Genomic DNA, 17,213 nt, shown 5'->3' on the forward strand with positions numbered 1-17,213 from the left:
GCCGCCCTCCACTTTGGGCGATGCACTAGAAGAAAGCGCGGTACCTCGACAAGCTCAGCACGAGCGGCTCGAGAATTCAGTGCACGAAACGCGCCACCACGTCGCGGTAGCTGCGCGAGACCTTCACCTCGGCGCCTGAATCCAGCACCAGGAAACACTCGCCATTCGTGTGCGGCTTGACCTGGCGGACCTGGTCGAGATTGACGATGGTCGAGCGGTGGACGCGCTGGAACTTGCGCGGGTCGAGACGGCGTTCCAGATCCTTCATCGTCTCGCGCAGGATTAGCGAATTGTCGCCGGTATAGATGCACATATAGTCGCCCGCGGCCTCGATATGCTCGATGCTCTCGACCTCTACGCGGAAGATCTGGCCGCGATCCTTGACATTTATGAGCCGTTCGAACCGTTCGGCGCTTTCCGCATTCTCGCCGCCGAAATCGGCTGCGCGATCAGGCGCGACTTCGGCGAGCACGTCCATGAGGTGTTCGGCATCGTCGGCGCTCTTCTTTTCGGAGAGGCGCTGGCGCACGCGTTCCACGGTATCGGCGAGCTTGTCCTCGTCGACAGGCTTCATCAGGTAATTGACCGCATTGGCTTCGAACGCGCGGATCGCATGCTCTTCGTAAGCGGTGACGAAGACGAAGAGCGGCGGTTCGATCTCCATCACGCCCTTGACCACGCTGAACCCGTCGAAACCGGGCATCTGGATGTCGAGGAAGACGAGGTCGGGTTTCTCGGTCTTGATCTTGCGGATCGCCTCGCGCCCGTTCGAACAGGTGTCGATCACCTCGACGTCGTCGAAGGGCTGGAGGCGCAATTGCAGACCCTGAATGGCGAGTTTCTCGTCGTCGACGAGGATGGTGCGAATGGTCATTTTCAGGTTTTTCCGATCGCTCTTTGGGGGGGAAGGGGAATAACGTTGTCGTCTCTGGGGCGCTGCTGCGACGCCGCGTCATTATCGCTTCTGCGCCGCGCGGGTTTGGGCGTCGTCGCCGTGTCCTCGGCGCGTTCGAAGGGAATTTCGATCAGCACGCGAAAGCCGCCGCCCGCCTGCGAGGTGGTTTCGAACAGGTGATCGGCATCGTAGCTTTGCATCAGCCGGTTGCGGATATTGGCAAGGCCGACGCCCGTCGACACCGGCTTGCCCGCGCCTTCGGGCCTCAGCCCGTGCGCGCCCGCTTCCAGCATCGAAAGCTGCACCGGACCCTCGGCGCCCGGCCCGGTATCCTCGACCGCGATGCGCAGGCGGGTGTCGCCGATGACCCGCGCCGACAGGGTTATGCAGGCGCCCTCTTCCTGAGGACTAACGGCATATTTGATCGCGTTTTCGACCAGCGGCTGGAGCAGCATGGCGGGCAGCATCGCCTCGCGCGCATCGGCATCGATGTCGAAGCGGGTGCGCAGCCGCTCCTCGAAACGCATGCGCTCGATATCGAGATAGAGCTGCAGCGTCTCGATCTCCTGCGCGAGCGTCACTTTGCTGCCGGGCTGGGTGATAAGCGTATGGCGCAGGAAGCCCGACAGCCGCGTCAGCATCGCATTGGCGGGCTCGGTCTGCTTGAGGAGCACCAGCGTGCTGATCGAATTCAATGTGTTGAACAGGAAATGCGGATTAAGCTGATAGCGCAGCATGGCGAGCTGCGCCGCGGTCGCCTGCGCCTCGAGGCGTTCGAGCCGGTCGGCCTGACGCTCCACGGTCAGGAAGAAGTTGATCGCGTAGTAAAGCGCGCTCCAGCCGCCCAGCAGCGCGAGCGGGATGAAGGTCAATGCGATGAAGCGCTGGGTGAAGCTCGTCTCGCGCGCGGCGCCGTAATAAAGGCCCTGCACCCAGGCTTCGATCCCGGCGAAGACGAACACCGCGATCAGCAGGACCACCGCCGTCCCGCCCCAGGTGACGACCGGCGCACGGTCGATCAGCTGGCGGTAGACGACCGAGAGGATGAGACTGATCGAAAAGCCGGTGATCGCGGTGACCAGCAGGATCGTCAGCAGGTCGAGCGGCTGTCCATTGGCGAGCGAGACCATGACGCGCAGCAGCAAATAGCCGCCCCAACCCGCGAGCTGGAGGTTCCAAAACGCCCGGTTCTTGTTGGCGAAGAACGGCGCCGGCTGGAAGGGCATCAAGGACATTGCGCCGGATGGTGTAGCCGATTTTGCCGCTTTTGGCATGGCCCTTGTCCGCGCAAATGGCCGGCGCGGCGGCGGGCGGGCGCATGCAGACCACTCCTGACCGCAGCGTACGGGGCGCAGCTGCCCACCTACCGCCCACCTACCGCCCAGGCGCGGCGCGCGCCCCGTCGCCGCCGGGCACGTCGCGGCGGAAATGCCGCGACCAGTCCGCATGGCCGTGCGCCTCCATCAGGCGCTGGATGCGCGGAATCTCGGCGGCGATGAATTCGGCGCGCTCGTCCCAGCCATCGTGGCTGCGATTGCGGAACAGCCCGCCATCATTGCCCGGGCCCCAGCGCTCCATGAAACGCTGCCCGGCGAGAGGATCGTAGCCGGCATTGGCGAGCAGCCAGGGCATCAGCCGGTCGGCCTCGCGCTCGGTCAGGCGGATATTGCGCTGGTTGCGGCCATTCGCATCGAGCCACGCGCTGTGGCCGAGCAGGTTGTGCGCCAGTTCGTGCGCGACGACCCCGGCGAAGACCTCCTCCTCATAGGCGAAGGCGGGGAAGCGGATGCCGATCATCACCCGCTCGCCATCGGCCAGCGCCCGCTTGCCCTCGCCGAGCAGTTCGAAGCGGGTGGCGCAGGCCGCGACCGGCTCGATGCGGACGGTTTCGCCATCGGCAAGCCCGACGAGCAGATGTCCGTCACGCGCGAGCGAGGCGTCGATCAGATCGTGCGCGCGCTTTAATCGTTCCCAGTCCATTTTTGGCTTTGCCGGCCAGCCCGACAGGCGCGTGTCGCCCAGCGCGGTAATCCCGCGATTACTGGGCAGGGCGCCCGAACGCGCGGCCGGCGATCCGCGCGCCGCGGTCTGCACTGCGAATTGTCCTTCGAGACCGAGTGCGGCGCGCGCCAGTGCGGGCCTGCCGTAGCTCGCGGTGTCCTGTAGCTGCAGACCGATCGCGGGGATTGCGCGCTCGCAGAACCGCGCATTGCCGGTCGCCAGTCGCCAGCCGACATCCTGCAGACGCTGATCGAAACGCTGGAAGGTCTCGATCGCTGCGCGCTCACGCGCAAGGTCCGGCGCATCGCCGTCCTGCGCCGCGAGCGCGCCGGCAGACGACAGCATTATCGCCGCAAGGATTGCACGCAATATTGTCAGAGCGCGCATCACGTCTCGACGTCGTCCAGCGCTTCCTTCAATTTCTCGTAACCGACCGCGCCGCCGATCGTTGTGTCGCCGGCGACGAAAGCGGGCGTGCCGCTGAAACCCAGGGCCTGCGCGAAGGTGAGGTTCTTGACCAGTTCGAGGCCGACCGCCTCGCTTGCTGCGTCGATCCGCGCCTGGTCCATGTCGAGCCCGACCGCCCGGGCCGCCGCCTCGACGCCGCTAGGCGACGTGTCGCCCATCCGGAACAGCGCCTCGTGAAATTCGCGGTATTTGCCCTGCATCCCGGCGGCGAGGGCCATGCGCGCGGAATCCTCGCTGCCATCGAAGATCGGCCATTCGCGCATCACGACCTTCAATTCAGGGTCTTCGGCGACGAGCCTGGTCACGTCTTCGAGGCTGGCCGCGCAATAGGGGCAGTTGTAATCGGTAAATTCCACCAGCACTTTCGAGCCTTCGGGATTGCCGATCACGGCGCCGGGGAAGGGGGTGAAGAGCTCGTCGCTGACCGAGGCGAGCCGTTCGCGCGCATCCTCGGCGGCGAGCGCTTCGGCGACCTCCTGCAGGATCGAGGGATTGTCGAGGAGATAGGCGCGCGTGCGATTGTCGGCGAGCCCCGTCAGCGACCAGAGCGCGGCGCCGAGAAATCCGAAGGCGAGCGCGAGCAGCGCGGTGAGCAGCGCGCCGCGCCAGCCGGCAATATCGAAAGTCGAAGTCGAAGTGGTCATACCGGTGGCAGGCCTAGCGATTGTCGCGGATGCGTTCCAGTTCCGCGCGCGCCTGCAGCGCGACGTCCTGCGCCCGGATCCAGTCGGGCGAGCCGACCGGCAGCCCGGCCTCCGCGGCGACCGCATTGCGCAAAGCTTCGGGATAATTACGCCGCATCACCTGCTGTTCTGCGCTGGCGAGGCGTGCGCGCGGCATGTCGCCGCGTTCGGCATAGACCACGCCCAGCTGATACCAGGCGAAGGGGTTGTACCGGTCCTTCGCCACCGCCGCGCGCAGCACCTGTTCGGCTTCGTCGTAATTCGCGCGGTCCTCGGTCGCGATCAGGGCATGGCCGAACATGCCGGCGATGAGCGGCTGGTTGAGCGTGATCTCGGTCGCGCGGCGCAGCGGCACGAGTGCTTCCTCCGGACGACCCGATTCGAGCAGAATCTGCCCCTTCAGCTCGAGGAAATAGGGGTTGTCGGGAGCGCCAGCGAGCAGGGCGTCGGCCTCGCTCAGCGCGCGCTCGACCTGCGCGTCCTTGTGATAGGCATAGGCGCGGGCATAGAGCGCGGGCACGCTGTCATTGCCGGGCGGATAGAGATTGAGCGTGCGCTGCGGCGGGGCGAGATAGCCGTAAAGCTTGGCCTGCACCGCTTCGAACCGGGCCTGAAGCTGCGGATCGTCGGGGGCGCCCCAGGCGGCATCGCGCGCCAAAAGGCCGCGCAGGGTCTGAATACGGTCGCCCGAGAGGGGGTGGGTGCGGCCATAGGCGGCATCGTCCGACTGGCTGTAGCCGCGGCGTATCTCGAAATTGCGCAGCTTCTCGAAGAAGGAAATCATGCCGCGCCCCGAAATGCCCGCGCCCGAAAGGTAGCGCGCGCCGGCGAGGTCGGTGGCGGCTTCCTGGTTGCGGTTGAAGGCGAGGAAGCTGCCCATCGCCGCCTGCTGCCCCGCCATGATCGCGCCCATCGCCGCGTCGCCCGCACCGGCCAGTGCTGCGCCGACACCGAGCAGCAGCGAAAGCAGGGTGATGCCCTGCGCGCTGCGGGTGCGCTCGTCGAAACGCACGACGTGGCCCGCGGTGATGTGACCGAGTTCGTGCGCGATCACGCCCTGAACTTCGTTGGCGGTGTCGGCGGCGTTCAGCAGGCCGGCATGGATATAGACGACCTGTCCGCCCGCGACGAAGGCGTTGATCGAGGGATCGTTGATCAGCACGATCTCGACATTCTCGGGTTCGAGCTCGCTCGCCTCGATCAGCGGATGGGCCATGTCCCGCAAGAGCGCCTCGGTCTCGGCATCGCGCAGGACCGATTGCGCGGCGAGCGGCTGCACGGCGAACATGCAGACGGCGAAGAAGGCCAGCAAGGTGGCGGCAAGGGAGGGAATCGCGCGCATGGGAGGCGCCGCCATGCTAGCGCGCGGCGGCCTGAACGGGAACTGAAACCTCGCGCGCCTCGCGCCCGCCCTTCGCGAAACCGGCCATCAGCTCGAGCATGGTGCGGTCGCCGCGGAAGGGCGCGGCGAGCTCGACGATCGGGCGGTTGTGATCCATTCCCTGCTGCAGCGCTAGGATCGCCTCGCCGCCCGCCGCCTCCATCGCGCGGGCAAGCGCCACCGAATTGCGCGGGCGCACGACCGTGTCCTCGTCGCCGTGCACCAGCAGGAGCGGCGGCGCGCCGGCGCGCGCGAAATTCACCGGCTGCGTGGTTTCAGGCATATCGGCATCGCCGAAGGCGTCGCGCGACGAATCGCGTGCCAGCGGCAGAAAATCGTAGGGCCCCGCAATGCCGATCACACCTTGGATCGCGTCTTGCGGCACATCTTCCTCTTCGAGCCAGCGTTCCTCGAGCGCGAGCATCACGACGTTATAGGCGCCTGCCGAATGGCCGGCGAGCGCGATGTGCGCGGGATCGCCGCCATATTGCGCGATTTCGCGGTGTGTCCAGCCCACGACATCGGCGGTGTCCTCGATCATGGCGGGATAGATGCCGTCCTCGTTCAGGCGATAGCCCGCGAGCACGACGACGAAACCCTCAGGGACGAAGGCGCGCGCGACAAAGCCGTAATCCTCCGGATCGCCGCTCTTCCACCCGCCGCCATGCGCAAAGACCAGCACCGGAAGCGGTTCATCTCCCTGCGCCTGCTCCGGCCCCCAGACGACCAGCTTTCGCGCCTCGTGCCCGCCCAGCGGTACCGTCGCCTTGAGCTCGGCCCCGTTCGATCCGCCGGCCACCCGGTCGAGCGCGGTGAGCATCTTCGGACCGTTGCGCCCCACCGAATATTGCAGCGCCAGCGCCCCGGCGAGGCCGAGGGCGGCAACGATCCCGGCGGTCCATAAGAATATGCGCACAACCCTGTTTCCCTTCGATACGAGCCTCGATACGGCACGCCCGCCTTTACGCCGCGGCGCTGTCCTTCGGCTCTTCGGCGGTGCCTTCGCTCGCGGTGCGCACCAGCGGTTCGACCCCGCCTTCCAGCTCCAGTCCCGAGGCGAGGAGGAACTCGGTTGCCGCGCGATAATCGTCGCCGGTCCAGAACGGCACGTCGGCTTTCTCGATCCGTTTCCTCGCCTCGATTTCCTTGTCCGACAGCGGCTCCCCGCTCACCGCGCGGATGAAGATCGCCGCGATCCGCCCGCTACGCTGGGCGGCGATATTGCCGAAGGCGACCATGTCCTTTTGCGAGTCGTCGCCGATCAGGGCGAAGCGCAGATGCGGAAACATGTCGAGAATGCGCGCGATCGCCGCTTCCTTGTGGCTGCCATGCCCCTCGCTGCCCAGCGTCTTGCGATTGAACCCCCAGTCGCGCAGCATCACCGGCCCGAGCGGCAGATTGCGCTGCCGTTTGAAGGCGACGAGGTAGGAAAACAGGTTCCACGGGCTCGAAGAGACGTAGAAGACCGGACGCACCCTTGCCCGCGGACCGCGCGTTTCGCCCGCCGCCCCCGTGTCCTGGGCGGGATCGCCGCCGATCGCCGCGTAGAAATCGCGCGCATGCGGCACGATGGCGCGCTCGGACGGCATCGTCGTCATCACCCTTTTCCAGTTGCGCGCGATCTGGCGGACATTGCCGGTGATCCCGGTCTCCAGGATCGTGTCGTCGATATCCGAGATGATCCCGGTCCGCGTCTGCTCGCCCGGCGTCAGGATGTAGGCGCTGGCCTCGCGCGGCGTGCCCGCCTGCTTGCCCTCCTCCCCCGGCTCTTCCCAGCGCAGCACCGCCTTTTCCCAGCGCGTGCGATCGGGCGGTGGGCAGGCGGGGTCGATCCTGAGGTCGAAGCGCACGAAACCTTCCGCATCGCTGACGACGCGCTCTGAAATGAGCGCGTTCTCGCCGCAGTGATATTCGAGCGTCACCGGCAGATCCGCAACCTCGCGGCTGGCATACTGGCTGAGCATCGTACGAAAGTTGCCCCAGAAGCCCTGCCGGGCGAAGCTGGGTTCGGCGGCGCGGATGGCGCGGGCGTTCAGGAACAGGCGTTCGCCGTTTCGGAAGCCGAAAAAGGGCTGGACGCGGACGGGCGCGCTTCGGGAAAACAGCGAACGAAGCATGAATACAGGCAATTAACCCGCGTTTCCGCCGAGTCCAAGCCTTATTGACGGGCCATACAGGGCGCCTGTGCGTCCCGTTGCGGCCCCGAACGAGGCCTCAGCCGACGAGCTTCTTGCCTGCGCGTTCGATCAGCGCGACATCGTCGTCGATCTCGCCGATCAGCGCCACGTTGCCCGCCCCATCGCGGCGCAGCATGACGAGCGAGAATTCCGGACCCTCCGCCGAAATGGCGTCGAACATCATCTCTTCGAGCTCGCGCAGCTTGGCGGCGAGCTGGGCGCGCACGTCGCCCTCGTCCTCGACCGTCTCGCCCGCTTCCTCGCGGCGCAGGCGGCGTTCGGCCGCGACCACGCCCTTCAGCCCGCCATCGGCTTCGCGCAGATAATCGGCGAGCGCGCCGCGTTCGAGGTTCATCCGGTGGGCGTGGGTGAGGACGGCGGCATATTCGGTGAGCCGGGTCTTGTCGTAATCCTGCCCGAAGACAAGCTTGACCACCGGCGTCATCGGCGCGCGGTCCTGCATGGTCAGACCGTTCTCGGCGATCAGCTCGGCATAGGCGTCGGGTTCGGCCGATGCGGCGAGCGAGACGTCGTAGGCGCGCCCGACCGCTTCGTAGAGCGCCTGACGGGTGCGATCCTCGCTGACCCGGACATTCTGCGCGAGCGCACGCGCGGCGGCGAGACAGTCGTGCAGGCCGGCCTGTGCGTCGAAAGGTTCCGGCTCGACCGGCTCGGCGATCGGCACCGCAGCAGATGGAGCAACTGGCGACGGAGCAGCAGCTTCGGGCTCGCCCGCGCTGTCCTCGACCCGGTAATCGTCGGGATCGAACTGCTCGGCATCGAGATCGAGCGCCTTCTTGGCCGGCGCCTCGATATAGTCGGCGAGCGAAGCGAAGCTGTAGGCGGCACTGTCACGGCCCGTTTCTTCACCGTCCCCGTCCCCGTACTCGTCCTCATCCTCGTCATCGTAATCGTCGAGGCCGTATTTTCCGAAGTCGGGCATGGGTAAGTCGTTGCCGTGCGCCCCGTCGGCGTGATCCCCGTTCGAGCCGTTTGCGTGCGAAGGGTTTTCGACGGCACTATTCGGGGAGAGATCGAGCGGCGAGGCGTCCTCGTCGGCGCGATCCCGGGCATCGAGATAGGCGACATTGTCGTTTTCGCCGCGGGCGTTGTGGTCGGCTTCAACAGGGACCTCGGCGCCGTCCTCATGTCCGGCGGCTTGCTCGTCCGCGGGCTCTTCATGCGCGGGCGAATCCGCCCATTCGGTCACCGGGTCGGCGCGGCGCGGCGGCGCTTCCTCGGCCCCGTCCGCATCCGCGTCCACGTCCTCGTCGTCGATCGCTTGATCGATCGCGAGCAGCAGCTCGTCCGCGGTCGCCGCGTCGGCCATCTCTTTCCAGTTGATGACGCCATAGACGAAGTCGATCGTCTCACGATCGCTGGAAAAGGGGAGCAGGATGCCGCGATAAAGCACGCTGGTTCCGCGTTCGTTGACGAATTCCGCCTCGAACCCGATCGGCGCCTGGTTGGCGAGGATCTGCATGTAATGATCGGTGATCCGGCTTAGCAACGAGCGCGGCGGCACGTCGGAAAGCCGCTCGATCTGCGAGGCCCTCGACCTATCCGCGCCAAGGCATTCCTCGCCCAGCGCGTCGCCGAGATATTGGACCACCGGATCCTCGATCCCGGTCGAGAAGTCGAGCAGCACCGAATGCGGGCCGAAATCGGGCAGATCCGCAGGCTCCAAATCCTCGATCGAGGGGAAGTCATGATCGCCCAGCAAGCTCGCCCAGTGATTGTAGGCGCGCACCTGCATCCGGCGCTCGTCCTGGCCGATCGCCTCCGGGGGAAGGTCGCGCGCGTTTTCAGGGCCGTCCTGTTCGTCCGCGCCGTCGATATCGTCTGCGAGCGGCGCGCCCGGCTCCTCGTTCCAGCCGGATGCGTCCCCGGCCGGGGTGCCGCCGTCGAAAGGTCCGCGCAGAGTATCCATATTCAGGCCGGTGCCCCCTGATAAATCGTGCCGATATTCGGTCTTTGCGGTGCCGGTTCTGACGCTACGTGGTAAACAATGCGTTAAGTGGGCGGGGAAAATGCGCAGACGCGAGCGCAGGGTACAAACGCACGATCCGGCGAGGGCGCGGGGTCGGTCAAATGAGGGGCAGGGGCGGGGCGTCTGCGGCTATGCAGCTTTAAAGGAAGTAGCGCATCCGAATGGTCATCGTGCGCGAACGCTCGCCCACAGGAAACACCGCATCCTTCCAGGCCGGCGGCGCCATGCGCACCGGCGCATCGCGCGAGAAGCCATAACCTTCTTTGGGCGCCATGCCGAGCACCCGGTCCGCCTTGCCGTTGGCGTTCTCGTCATGGAGCAGCGCGATGGCGTATTCGCCCGGCTCGACATTGTCGAAGCGGATGGTGAGGCCTTCGGCTGCATCGACATTCGCGCGGTGCGAGGCGGGATCCTTGATGCAGCGCGGGAAGATGCTTTCCACCCGCGTCATGCAGGCGCGAATCTTGCCCTGCGTGTTGCGCAGATCGGTGACCTTGATGGTGACGCTGCCCGCCGCAGCCGGGGCGGCCGCGACCAATGTGCTTGCAGCCAGCGCGGCGGCCAGAGCCCTTGGCGCCACCCGCGCCCGCGACGAAACCACCGGCCTCACTCCGCCGGATCGGCCAGCGGGCTGCCGCGTGCCTCCATCCGGCGCGACAATCCGCGATCGGTCCCGCACAGCCTGTCCCAGAACCGGAAATACAACCCGAAATTGCATCGATATTCCTCGTGATGCCGCTCGTGATGGCTGGCCGTTATCAGCCAACGTCCCAACGGCGAATGAACGAGGCGGTGCGAATGGATCTCCCAGCCCAGATGGTTGGTGATCGCCTGCACCGTCGCGACCGCGAAGACGAAGCCGAGCATGGCGATATGGATCGGCACCACGAAGACGAGGATCGGCATGACGATCGCGCCGCTAACGCTTTCGAGCGGGTGGAAGCTCATCGCGCTCCACGCGGTCGGCGGTCTGCTTTCGTGATGAAGCGCATGGGTCAGGCGGAACAGGCGCGGCCAGCGATGCATCGCCCGGTGCGTCCAGTAGAACCAGGTGTCCTGCACGAAAAAGAATATTAGCGCCGAGACCGGCAGATACCACAGCGGATAGGTGTTCCAGTCGGTGTAGAGCTTGGTCCAGCCGTGATACCACCAGAGCCAGTAGATAATGCCCGTCGGCGCGCCGTAGATGACCGCCGCGATCAGCGAATAGCGGATCTCACGCGCGATCTGACGTTCCTGCCCGGCATAGAGGCCGGGCCGCGCGAGCTGCGTAATCCACGCGAACAGCGCGCTCGACGCAAGGTAGCGCAGCGCGAGCATCAGGCTCATCAACGCGCCGATCAGGATGAATGCGAGCCAGAAGGGGGTGTCGCCGGGAACCATCGTCTCAGCGATCTATGGCCGATGGCCCGGCAAAACGATAGCGGCAAAAGCGTCGGGACGGATATTTTGCGCGCCTGAAAGCGCCTTACTGCGCGCCGGCGACGTCCAGGCACAGCGGATCGGCAAGCGTCGTGATGCGTCGCATCGCCGTCCTCGCGAGACTTTCGATGACCTTCTTGCGCCGCGCGGCGGCCAGCGGCTCGAGCGGGGCCTGGCGCACGATCTGCGCGTCGTAGCCATCCGCGACGATTACGCCGCATTTCTCCGGTTCGAACCCGGGCGTCTCGAGCGGCGCGCGGTCGAGCCCGGGCGGCACGCCCCAGTAGAACCGATCGCAGAACGAGAGATAATCGGGCCATTTGCCGTCGCCCAGCAGATCGCCGCGCGCGACCTTGATCTCGACGATCACCACCTGTCCGCGCGCATCGATCCCGGCGAGATCGGCACGGCGCCCGTTGCCGAGCGGCATTTCCTCGACGCACCAGATGTTGTTGCGGGCAAACAGCCGCCTGATCCCGCGCGCGACCTCGCCCGCCACGGGATCTGCCGCCTCCTCCGCGCAGATCAGCATCGCCGATGATTCCCCCATCGGGACGGAGTTCGGGCCAGGATTTGGGGCGGGCTGCGATTGGCCGGTGCCGTGCGAATCGCGAATGACATATGCGCTTTCGTCCATAGGCCAAACTTGGAACGAAGCACGAACGCCGTCAAGCGGGCTCGCAACGGGGATTGAGGGGAAGGGGCGCGCTCAGGCGGGGACGGGCTCTGCCATCCGCAGGATCGCCTCGCGCAGCTGGTAATATTCCCGCCACAGCGACAGCGCCGGCGCGCAGCAATCCTGTTCCCGCGCCGCGAGCGCGTCGAGCGCCTTCATGCCCGACAAAAGCAGCGCGCCCAGATCATGCACCGCCCTGTCAGCCAGCTCGCGCCGCCGTGGATCGGCCTCGGCGATAGCGTCGGGAAAGCGGGCGATCGCGCCGGCATAGGGTTCGCCCGAAAGCGCGGCGAGCGCGGCGATGCGGGTGGCCCGTGCATGGATCGTGCGCCAGCGATAGGCGAGCGCGTCGTCATCGCAATCCGGAGCCGCTGTGCCCAGGACCGCGCCGTCATCGGCGAGTTCGCGCATGACGCGGATTTCATCGGGAGGAAGAGCGGACATGACAGCCTGCCTATCCGCACAGCTGTTGCCGATTGGTTAAACCCGCCGACCCGCCCGGCGGAGCGGATAAATCGCCGCCGCCGCGCAAAAGGCTTGCGTTCCGCCGCCGCCAATGCTTGTCAGACGCCCACCGGCATGCACCCGTAGCTCAGCTGGATAGAGCGCTGCCCTCCGAAGGCGGATGTCAAGTCTGGTGATTGCTTTGGGTGCTGGAAGAAAGAAGTGACTAAAAAACGGCTTGGGCGAATATCGGATTCGCTCTTCAAGGAGCCAAAAATCTCGCGTAAGCATGGCGTAAGCATCTCGCGAACGGCATGCACCCGTAGCTCAGCTGGATAGAGCGCCGCCCTCCGAAGGCGGAGGCCAGAGGTTCGAATCCTCTCGGGTGCGCCATTTTTCTTTATTTTTCAATGCATTGTGATGAGCGTTTTTTTCAGCGCAGTGCTTACGCGGGAGTTTCGCGTAAGCATGTTTAGAAGTTCGCATTGTTGAGCTTTCGTCTTGAGCGTCTGCTCAGCTCGCTTGGTGCCCTGCCAACCACATCTCAACATAGTCTTCAGTAGGCTGACGCGCGGAAATCATGGGCTGGGCTTGAGCCACGGCGTGCCGAACGATCAGAGGGCCCAGGAGGGAGAGGACAAGACCAAAGGGGTCGGTCGTCCTCAGCTTACCATCACTCTGGTACCTCTGGACAACGGCGGCCACCTGCATGATTGCGGCCATCGGTATGGGGGCAATTGCCTTCAAATGTTCGTTGCGCCGTGCTTCGATCAGAAAGTCGAGCACAATCGCCCCGTTCGTCTCCAGAAGCTGCGCATAGGCATCGACGATGTTTGACAGGTCAGCGACGAGATCGCCCGTATACTCTTTGGCGACGGCGCTGAACGCATCGGCTTGAGTCGCCAGCGCCGCTCCGAAGAGTGCTGACTTGTCGGAGAAACGCCGAAACAATGTGACTTCACCAATCCCGGCGCGCTCGGCGACCTTACGCGTCGTCGCGTTGCGAAAGCCGTGCTCTCGCCAAACGGAAAGGGCTGCTTCGAGGATCGTGTTCTCATCGATTGGCGCAGGCATAACCCTAGATAACGCGTATCGACCATCATTGACAGCAGACGCTAACATTCTTATTGTTAGCACACACTTTCAATGAGGCGATCATGGCTGAGAACACCGATCTGCTTATCGTGGGCGCAGGTCCTACCGGGCTGGCGACCGCTCTGTTTCTGGCGCGAAAGGGGCACCGCCCGCGCATCATCGATAAAGCAGAGACGATCTCCCCTTATTCCAAGGCTTTTGGTGTGAACGTGCGCACTTTGCAGCTTCTGGAGTCGACAGGGGTTACGGATCGCTTCCTCGAAAATGGCCGACGGATGAAGCGGCTAAACCTGCGTCGGCACGGCCGCGTCCTAGCAACGTTAAGGCTGGACGAGGTCGACGAGACCTATCCGTTCATGCTCGTCCAGAGCCAGGCGGACTCGGAACGGATGCTGGAAGACGCTCTCACAGAGGAAGGCATCACAGTCGAAAGAGGAATGCGTGCAACTTCGATCGCGATTGAAGATGACCTAGCCGTTACTCGGCTAACCGGCCCGAGCGGGGAAGAGACCGTCAGAGCACGCACGGTGCTGGGCGCGGATGGTGTCGTCCCGGATGTTTCCTAGCTTCAACTTGCTCAACGTAGGTCTCCTTGCGGTTCGAGAATCAGGTCGCGCGTCACCATTACGCGCACCGGGAAGCCCGGCCGGATCGTGAGCGTCGGCGGGATGTTCAACTGGCGTTGCACGACGGCCTCGCCGGCTCGCCCGATGGTGTCCTGAGTACCGTCGCGGATCGCCTCGGCTATCTCGTCGCCGCCATCCTCGCCAGTCTCAAAGCCGATATTGAGGATCGTGGCGAGCCCGGCGGCACGGAACAGCTGGCCCCAGTGATTGTCCACACCGTCTTCGAGACCGCTGTATCCGGCTTGATCCGTCCCGGGCTGGCGTTCGAGGACGATGGAGCGTCCATCGGATAGGATCAATCGGGTCCACGCTAAAAAAACTCGCCGCTGACCGGTTTCCACGCGGCTATCATATTCACCGAGGAGGCGCGCGCCTTGCGGGATCAGCAGGAACTGGTCGGTCGGGCTGTCGTAGACATTGGCGGTGACCTGTGCCGTGACCAGAGCAGGTCTTCGAGATCGGGTTCGAGCCGCGTGTCGCCGAGAGCGACGACCAGGGCGTCGAAGATATCCGCGATCGCGCCTTCGACAGTGCTGGCGTCTGGCAGTGGCCGCGGATCGGGCTCGTCGGCGAAAGGGCGATGTCCGAAGAGTTGCAACTCGTCGAGGACGAGGGCTGTGGCGGACCGTGTGTCGGGTTTTTGCTGGGTCATGGGCGATAGGCCTCGTTGTCGCTGACCGCGCCTCGCGCGGCCTTCATGGGCGACGGAAAGCGGGACGCGACCGGGCCTGCATCCCTCACCAGAGGGACCGGAGCGATAGCGGAGGATGGCGGAGGCGGTGCCGTTTTGGATCGCGATGCAAAGCCGAGCTCCGCTCGGCGGCGGAAAACGGTGTCGCCGCAGCCATTGCCGGACCGGGCGGGTTCCGCTCCGGCTCGCCCCTCTCGAGAAGGCCGTCAGGTGCGGCTCCGTGGCGATCCGAGGCGTAGAGCGTGGTCGTGTCCTTGGTGACATCGACCATCGGGTTGTAGATGCCCGTCGACCAGTCGAGCACGCCCGGCACTTTCCAGCGCGTGTCTCCGACACCGTCGCCTGCAATGCGCTGGACGGCGGAAACGAGTTCGTGATCGTAGATCCGGCCATAGTCAGGGCCGGTGACGGCGCGCAGTTCCGTTCGGCCATTGGCGACTTCCATCGTCTTCACCTGTTCGGCGCGGTGGTTGGTGAGGCCGTATTGCAGGTTGATGCCCGCGAGCGGCGCCGTAAGCTGACGCAGATAGGCTGCCGGCGCGCCGACGAGGCTTGCAAGCTGTCCGAAGCTCCAATGTGTGGGCGCGACGGGTGCGTCCGCATCGGGCAGAACGAGCGCGAGCTTCTCCGGATCGTCGCGATGGGCTTCGACCCGGATTGCCGCGCTCTCGACCGTCCGCGTCTGGCTCTGCTCGGCGCGGCCCTTCACCGAAGCGTAGAGGTCCGAGAGCGAGAGGTACTTCTCGTCATCGGGGCGGGAAAACCATTCGGACGACACACGCCCATTGTGCCCACCGCGGGACACATCCACCTTGTAGCCGCCGCTTTCGGGACGACCGTTTATGATCTCAATCGCTGTCATGGCTGATCTCCATAACGGGCGGTCCGAGAGCCTCTCTCTCGACCTCCAAACCCGTCAAGGCAACAGCCGCAGGCCTCTTGCTCTAAAGGGGCGTTGCGGGGTCTCCCCGCAGAAGGGGTCGGACGAGACTAAAGGCTCGACCGCAGGGGAAGGCTTTCCCCTCTAGGAGCCTAGAGCGATCCTGCGTGTGAGTTTCAAACGGTCGGCTCATCACTTTCAATCAGTCATCCGTTGACTTTCAGATGGTCGCATGCGTACTTTCATCCGGTCGAAAGTAAAGGGCCGTGAATGTACGATCGATTTGTGAAGGACAGAATTCAGGAGGCGCTGACTGATACACGCGTTGTGCTGATATCAGGACCCAGACAGTCCGGAAAAACGACGTTGGCGACCGACATAGCTGCCGACGATATCCCATTCTTCACCCTAGACGATGCGACTGTCATGACGGCCGCAACCGAGGATCCTGTGGGATTTCTGCGCGGCCTTGAACGGGCGGTCATAGACGAGATCCAACGTGCCCCGGAGCTACTGTTGTCTATCAAGGCAGAGGTAGACAAAGACAAGAGCCCAGGCCGGTTCCTTCTCACTGGCTCTGCCAACCTTATGACGGTCCCCAAGGTAGCCGATTCTCTTGCCGGCAGAATGGAGGTGGTGAAGCTCCTTCCTCTTTCTCGCTCAGAGATACAGGGTGCGAAGTCGACGTTTCTGGACAACGCATTCAATGGCGCTGCGCCAACGGTCGAGACCACAATAATTGGTGACGATCTTATCGAGATGGTTCTAGCTGGCGGTTATCCCGAGGCACTTGATCGCCGAAGATGGGCTCGTAGGCAAGACTGGTATCATGGTTATGTGGACGCACTCGTTCAACGCGACGTTCGTGATATTGCACAGATCGAACAGCTCGCGATCATGCCAAAGCTACTCAGCATTTTGGCCGAGCATTCCGGGCAACTTGTGAACTATTCCGGCGTTGGTGGCGCAATAAGTCTCAATCATGTGACGACGCAGAAATATGTCCGCGTTTTCGAGAGCCTGTTTATTGTTCAAACCCTGCAACCTTGGTTTACCAATAAGCTGAAACGTCTAACGAAATCACCGAAGCTTCATTTCTTGGATGCGGGCTTACTTGCTGCACTGCGCGATATTTCCCCAGATGTTGTCCGCAAGGACAAAACGTCATTCGGTGCAATCTTGGAAACATTCGTCTTCAGCGAATTACAGAAGATAGCCACCTGGAACGAACAGAGGTTTTCATTCTCCCATTTTAGAGACAAGGATAAGAATGAAGTCGACGTTGTGATCGAAAACAGGCGCGGAGAAGTTGTCGGTGTCGAAGTGAAGTCATCGGCCACAGTGTCAGCAGGCGATTTTTCGGGAATTCGCAGACTCGCAGAGGCATGTGGAGATCGGTTCGTTCAGGGGGTCGTCCTCTATGACCATGATCAAGTCGTTCCATTCGCAGAAAATATGCGTGCAGTTCCACTCTCGTGCTTATGGTCGTCAAAATGAATGTGCCCTGCGAACAGGTCAGAACGGACCGTAAAAAAAATCATTGCCATTCTCCGCCAAAAGAAAGGGAAATATCAAAAAGAAATTCTTTCTCATGGGGGGGCGCAGTAAAAAATGAAAGCCTTTGAATTCGACCAGCACCTTATAACAATCTATGAGCAGTTCTCACGCTCCTTCACCTCAATTCGATCGGAGGATCTGAGGTCTGAAATTGATCGCCAGTATGACGAAGGGCGTTTCTGGCCCGAGGCATTGTTGTCACTCAATCCCCGCTATCGGTCGGACAA

At 63.8% G+C, this 17,213-nt stretch carries 15 protein-coding genes, 2 tRNA genes and 3 pseudogenes; 4 read left to right on the forward strand and 16 right to left on the reverse strand.

All coding sequences use genetic code 11. From position 1 onward, the window contains the following. Nucleotides 1–76: 76 nt before the first annotated feature. From V2I30_RS11320 to V2I30_RS11375, 12 genes are all read right to left on the reverse strand, one after another. The gene (locus V2I30_RS11320; RefSeq protein ID WP_330662263.1) at nt 77–874 is read right to left on the reverse strand and encodes a LytR/AlgR family response regulator transcription factor; all 798 of its coding nucleotides are present in this window, start codon (nt 872–874) and stop codon (nt 77–79) included. A gap of 2 nt (nt 875–876) precedes the next feature. After that, on the reverse strand, nt 877–2,130 hold the full coding sequence (locus V2I30_RS11325) for a sensor histidine kinase (protein WP_330662264.1): 1,254 nt from the start codon (nt 2,128–2,130) through the stop codon (nt 877–879). A gap of 139 nt (nt 2,131–2,269) precedes the next feature. After that, entirely contained in the window at nt 2,270–3,241 is a 972-nt protein-coding gene (locus V2I30_RS11330) for a hypothetical protein (protein ID WP_330662265.1), read from the reverse strand. A gap of 41 nt (nt 3,242–3,282) precedes the next feature. Next, nucleotides 3,283–4,008, reverse strand: coding sequence for a DsbA family protein (locus V2I30_RS11335; RefSeq protein ID WP_330662266.1), 726 nt, complete (start codon nt 4,006–4,008; stop codon nt 3,283–3,285). A gap of 13 nt (nt 4,009–4,021) precedes the next feature. Further along, nucleotides 4,022–5,389: a M48 family metalloprotease gene (locus tag V2I30_RS11340; RefSeq protein ID WP_330662267.1), complete on the reverse strand. Its 1,368-nt coding sequence runs from the start codon at nt 5,387–5,389 to the stop codon at nt 4,022–4,024. 16 nt (nt 5,390–5,405) lie between these two features. Beyond that, nucleotides 5,406–6,344, reverse strand: a complete 939-nt coding sequence (locus V2I30_RS11345; protein WP_330662268.1) for an alpha/beta hydrolase — start codon at nt 6,342–6,344, stop codon at nt 5,406–5,408. A gap of 46 nt (nt 6,345–6,390) precedes the next feature. Next, nucleotides 6,391–7,545, reverse strand: coding sequence for a phosphatase domain-containing protein (locus V2I30_RS11350; protein WP_330662269.1), 1,155 nt, complete (start codon nt 7,543–7,545; stop codon nt 6,391–6,393). A 97-nt stretch (nt 7,546–7,642) separates the two neighbouring features. Beyond that, nucleotides 7,643–9,535 carry a PAS domain-containing protein gene (locus V2I30_RS14920; protein ID WP_442896927.1) on the reverse strand — a complete coding sequence of 631 codons (1,893 nt, stop codon included), beginning with the start codon at nt 9,533–9,535 and terminating at the stop codon, nt 7,643–7,645. Between the two features lie 199 nt (nt 9,536–9,734). After that, nucleotides 9,735–10,175: a DUF2141 domain-containing protein gene (locus V2I30_RS11360; RefSeq protein ID WP_330662270.1), complete on the reverse strand. Its 441-nt coding sequence runs from the start codon at nt 10,173–10,175 to the stop codon at nt 9,735–9,737. Between the two features lie 26 nt (nt 10,176–10,201). After that, nucleotides 10,202–10,978, reverse strand: a complete 777-nt coding sequence (locus V2I30_RS11365) for a sterol desaturase family protein (RefSeq protein WP_330662271.1) — start codon at nt 10,976–10,978, stop codon at nt 10,202–10,204. Nucleotides 10,979–11,063: 85 nt separating this feature from the next. Next, nucleotides 11,064–11,549 (reverse strand): MmcB family DNA repair protein, encoded by a 486-nt coding sequence (locus tag V2I30_RS11370; protein WP_330662272.1) that lies wholly within the window; start codon nt 11,547–11,549, stop codon nt 11,064–11,066. Nucleotides 11,550–11,726: 177 nt separating this feature from the next. Next, the gene (locus V2I30_RS11375; protein ID WP_330662273.1) at nt 11,727–12,137 is read right to left on the reverse strand and encodes a hypothetical protein; all 411 of its coding nucleotides are present in this window, start codon (nt 12,135–12,137) and stop codon (nt 11,727–11,729) included. Nucleotides 12,138–12,274: 137 nt separating this feature from the next. Between V2I30_RS11375 and V2I30_RS11380 the strand changes: the two genes are divergently transcribed. Next, nucleotides 12,275–12,348 (forward strand) — tRNA-Arg (locus V2I30_RS11380). Between the two features lie 105 nt (nt 12,349–12,453). Beyond that, nucleotides 12,454–12,530 (forward strand) — tRNA-Arg (locus V2I30_RS11385). A 120-nt stretch (nt 12,531–12,650) separates the two neighbouring features. Here the strand turns inward: V2I30_RS11385 and V2I30_RS11390 are convergent. Then, nucleotides 12,651–13,211, reverse strand: a complete 561-nt coding sequence (locus V2I30_RS11390) for a TetR/AcrR family transcriptional regulator (RefSeq protein ID WP_330662274.1) — start codon at nt 13,209–13,211, stop codon at nt 12,651–12,653. 83 nt (nt 13,212–13,294) lie between these two features. Between V2I30_RS11390 and V2I30_RS11395 the strand changes: the two genes are divergently transcribed. Next, nucleotides 13,295–13,798 (forward strand): FAD-dependent oxidoreductase, encoded by a 504-nt coding sequence (locus V2I30_RS11395; protein WP_330662275.1) that lies wholly within the window; start codon nt 13,295–13,297, stop codon nt 13,796–13,798. A gap of 11 nt (nt 13,799–13,809) precedes the next feature. On the opposite strand, the pseudogene V2I30_RS11400 reads toward V2I30_RS11395, so the two are convergent. The 3 pseudogenes from V2I30_RS11400 to V2I30_RS11410 all read right to left on the reverse strand — a co-directional run. Then, nucleotides 13,810–14,319 (reverse strand): annotated as a pseudogene (locus V2I30_RS11400) (TrbI/VirB10 family protein); the annotation flags it as partial. Continuing rightward, a pseudogene (locus V2I30_RS11405) lies at nt 14,295–14,510 on the reverse strand (hypothetical protein); the annotation flags it as partial. The pseudogenes V2I30_RS11405 and V2I30_RS11400, both read right to left, overlap by 25 nt. 262 nt (nt 14,511–14,772) lie before the next feature. Next, nucleotides 14,773–15,411 (reverse strand): annotated as a pseudogene (locus tag V2I30_RS11410) (DUF932 domain-containing protein); the annotation flags it as partial. 288 nt (nt 15,412–15,699) lie between these two features. On the opposite strand from V2I30_RS11410, the gene V2I30_RS11415 reads away from it, so the two are divergent. Then, the gene (locus V2I30_RS11415) at nt 15,700–16,926 is read left to right on the forward strand and encodes an ATP-binding protein (RefSeq protein WP_330662276.1); all 1,227 of its coding nucleotides are present in this window, start codon (nt 15,700–15,702) and stop codon (nt 16,924–16,926) included. Nucleotides 16,927–17,213: the final 287 nt, after the last annotated feature.

This window comes from Erythrobacter sp. (assembly GCF_036351135.1).
Taxonomy (GTDB): Bacteria; Pseudomonadota; Alphaproteobacteria; order Sphingomonadales; family Sphingomonadaceae; genus Erythrobacter.

What these genes read in the sequence shown, in the direction of transcription:
- V2I30_RS11320 (WP_330662263.1), bottom strand. Translation starts at nt 874, where the DNA reads ATGACCATTCGCACCATCCTCGTCGACGACGAGAAACTCGCCATTCAG.
- V2I30_RS11325 (WP_330662264.1), bottom strand. Translation starts at nt 2,130, where the DNA reads ATGTCCTTGATGCCCTTCCAGCCGGCGCCGTTCTTCGCCAACAAGAAC.
- V2I30_RS11330 (WP_330662265.1), bottom strand. Translation starts at nt 3,241, where the DNA reads ATGCTGTCGTCTGCCGGCGCGCTCGCGGCGCAGGACGGCGATGCGCCG.
- V2I30_RS11335 (WP_330662266.1), bottom strand. Translation starts at nt 4,008, where the DNA reads ATGACCACTTCGACTTCGACTTTCGATATTGCCGGCTGGCGCGGCGCG.
- V2I30_RS11340 (WP_330662267.1), bottom strand. Translation starts at nt 5,389, where the DNA reads ATGCGCGCGATTCCCTCCCTTGCCGCCACCTTGCTGGCCTTCTTCGCC.
- V2I30_RS11350 (WP_330662269.1), bottom strand. Translation starts at nt 7,545, where the DNA reads ATGCTTCGTTCGCTGTTTTCCCGAAGCGCGCCCGTCCGCGTCCAGCCC.
- V2I30_RS14920 (WP_442896927.1), bottom strand. Translation starts at nt 9,535, where the DNA reads ATGGATACTCTGCGCGGACCTTTCGACGGCGGCACCCCGGCCGGGGAC.
- V2I30_RS11365 (WP_330662271.1), bottom strand. Translation starts at nt 10,978, where the DNA reads ATGGTTCCCGGCGACACCCCCTTCTGGCTCGCATTCATCCTGATCGGC.
- V2I30_RS11370 (WP_330662272.1), bottom strand. Translation starts at nt 11,549, where the DNA reads ATGCTGATCTGCGCGGAGGAGGCGGCAGATCCCGTGGCGGGCGAGGTC.
- V2I30_RS11375 (WP_330662273.1), bottom strand. Translation starts at nt 12,137, where the DNA reads ATGTCCGCTCTTCCTCCCGATGAAATCCGCGTCATGCGCGAACTCGCC.
- V2I30_RS11390 (WP_330662274.1), bottom strand. Translation starts at nt 13,211, where the DNA reads ATGCCTGCGCCAATCGATGAGAACACGATCCTCGAAGCAGCCCTTTCC.
- V2I30_RS11395 (WP_330662275.1), top strand. Translation starts at nt 13,295, where the DNA reads ATGGCTGAGAACACCGATCTGCTTATCGTGGGCGCAGGTCCTACCGGG.
- V2I30_RS11415 (WP_330662276.1), top strand. Translation starts at nt 15,700, where the DNA reads ATGTACGATCGATTTGTGAAGGACAGAATTCAGGAGGCGCTGACTGAT.